The organism is Nocardioides sp. (genome assembly GCF_050699375.1).
In the GTDB taxonomy this organism is placed as follows: domain Bacteria; phylum Actinomycetota; class Actinomycetes; order Propionibacteriales; family Nocardioidaceae; genus Nocardioides.
On record NZ_JBOHDN010000391.1, the window covers coordinates 1 to 2,371 of the forward strand.

Annotated in this window: 2 protein-coding genes; both read right to left on the reverse strand. The window is 69.3% G+C overall.

The features are described 5' to 3' along the window. Nucleotides 1-210 precede the first annotated feature (210 nt). Nucleotides 211-1,065: an alpha/beta fold hydrolase gene (locus ACRDPS_RS25675; protein WP_431504503.1), complete on the reverse strand. Its 855-nt coding sequence runs from the start codon at nucleotides 1,063-1,065 to the stop codon at nucleotides 211-213. 103 nt (nucleotides 1,066-1,168) lie between these two features. Further along, nucleotides 1,169-2,269 (reverse strand): adenosine deaminase, encoded by a 1,101-nt coding sequence (locus ACRDPS_RS25680; RefSeq protein ID WP_431504504.1) that lies wholly within the window; start codon nucleotides 2,267-2,269, stop codon nucleotides 1,169-1,171. Between the last annotated feature and the right edge of the window lie 102 nt (nucleotides 2,270-2,371).

A 2,371-nucleotide genomic window follows, 5' to 3' on the forward strand; every position in this document is an offset into this window, starting at 1 on the left:
CACCGCTCTGCGCGGCGCCGCATCGGTCGAGGAGGACGAGGGCGAGCACGTTCCGCGAAGCTCGTTCCTCGACCGGGCCAGCGAGCGCTGGAAGCAGCGCCGACGCGACAACGACGTCTGACCGACACTAAGAGATCGCGCAGGTAGGGCCGCCTGCTACGCGCCGCGATACGGGCGCGCTCGCGACGGCGCCCCTACCTGCGCGATCTCTTACCCGGTGGTGTGGTCGAGGACGGCGGGAATGACCTCGTCCCAGGTGTAGGGCGGGGGCGGTTCGTGGCCGACGCCGTCGAGGACGAGGAGCGTGGCGTCGGGGATCCCGCGGGCCAGGACCTCGCCGTGGCCGATCGGGAAGAGCGGGTCGCGGGTGCCGTGGATGACCAGGGTGGGGGCCACGATGTCGGACAGCGTCGCGTTGACCGGCTCGCCGTCGCCCATCACCTGGTGGTTGGCGAAGCTCGGCCGCATGTCCGGCGTGCGACGTACGGCACGCTCGGCCACCGTCCGCATCCTGTCCTCGTCGAAGCGTTCGGGGATGAACGCCCGCTGGTCCTCGACCAGCATCGCCACCAGGGCCTTGTGGTCGTCTGGATCGGGCACCGTGGTCTTGGACGCCTCCTCGAAGAAGTCCGTGAGCTCCTCCCCGATGGGCGGCACGTCGGGTACGCCGTCGAAGGCCGGTGAGGTCTCGTCGAGGATCAGCGTCTCGACCCGGTCCGGATACAGAACCGCCGCGCACTGGGCCAGCCCGCCACCCATCGAGATGCCGAAGAGGTGGGCGTTGTCGAGATGGAGGGCATCGAGCAGGGCCGGGATGTCGTCGATCATGTCGCGTCCGGTGTAGCCCGGCTCGCCCGGAGGCCAGCTGGTCGAGCGACCGGTGTCGCGGTGGTCGTAGCGGATCACGAACCTTCCGCCCGCGGCCAGCGCCTCGCAGAAGTCGTCCTCCCAGTAGTCCATCGACGCGCTCATCCCGCCGACGAGCAGGATCGGTGGGGCGCCGGGCTCCCCGAACGTCTCCACGCACAGCTCGATTCCGTTGACCGCCAGCATCTGTTCAGTCATGCCGACCAGCAAACGGTCGGGCCGGGATCGCGTCAAGCGCTATTCCGTTCTGCGCCCCGCTCGGTCTGCGCCCCGCTCGGTCTGCGCGCGATTCGATGGGTCTCTAGTCGGTCCGCGTGGCGTTCGCTTCCGTGTAGGTGTCGATCTCGCCGCGCAGCCGGGCCTTCAGATCGTCCGGGGCGTAGGAGAGGTCGACGGCCGCACGAGCGAGGTCGGCGACGCCGGTCGCATCGACCCCGAGGAGGTCGGCCGCGATCTCGTACTCCCGGTTGAGGGTGGTCGCAAACATCGGCGGGTCGTCGGAGTTGATGGTCACCGGGACGCCGGCGTCAACGAACGTCTTCAGCGGGTGCTCCTCCAGCCTCGCCACGGCGCCGGTGGCGACGTTGGACGAGGGGCAGACCTCGAGCGGAATCCGGTGCTCGGCGAGATGGGCGAGCAGCTCGGGGTCCTGGGCCGCGGTGGTGCCATGGCCGATCCGCTCGGCCTTCAGCACGTTCAGGGCGTCCCAGATCGTCTGCGGTCCGGTGGTCTCACCGGCATGTGGCAGCGAACGGAGCCCGGCCGCGCGGGCTGCGTCGAAGTGCTTCTCGAACTGCGGTCGGGGAACGCCCACCTCGGGTCCACCGAGACCGAAGCCGATGAGCGCCTCCGGGCCGTGGTCGACGGCGTACGTCACGGTCGCGTCGGCCGCCGGTATCCCTGCCTCACCTGGGATGTCGTAGATCCAGCGGAGCGCGATCCCGAAGTCGCGCTCGGCCCCGACCCGCGCGTCCTCGAGCGCCTCGGTGTAGGCCTCGATCGCCATCCCGGCGTGTCCGGTCCCACCCCCGTTCGGGTGCGCAGCGGGTTCTATGTGCTCCGCGCGTTCGGCCAGGTCTGGTCGTACGGAGGTGTAGGGGGTGCAGGTCAGCTCGGCGTAACGGACCTGCTGGGTCTGCGCCAGGTCGCGCGCGATCTCGTAGGTCAGATAACGAATGTCCTCCGGCGTACGGACCAGGTCGACGACCGAGAGGTAGACCTCGACGAAGTGCGCGAAGTCGCTGAACGTGAAGTAGTCCCGCAGCAGCTCGACATCGGCCGGCACCCTCCCCGGATGCCGCGCCGCCAGCTCCGCCACGATCCGCGGCGACGCCGAACCGACATGGTGGACATGGAGCTCGGCCTTGGGCAGTCCGGCGATGAACGTCTTCAGGTCACTCACGTCCCCGATCCTCACATGTCACCGCCGTTGATCGCGAGCGAGTTCCGATGTGCCCTCGCCATGGTCAACCGCCAGCCGGCTGCGTCACGATCCCGCCGAAAC

What these genes read in the sequence shown, in the direction of transcription:
- ACRDPS_RS25675 (WP_431504503.1), bottom strand. Translation starts at nt 1,065, where the DNA reads ATGACTGAACAGATGCTGGCGGTCAACGGAATCGAGCTGTGCGTGGAG.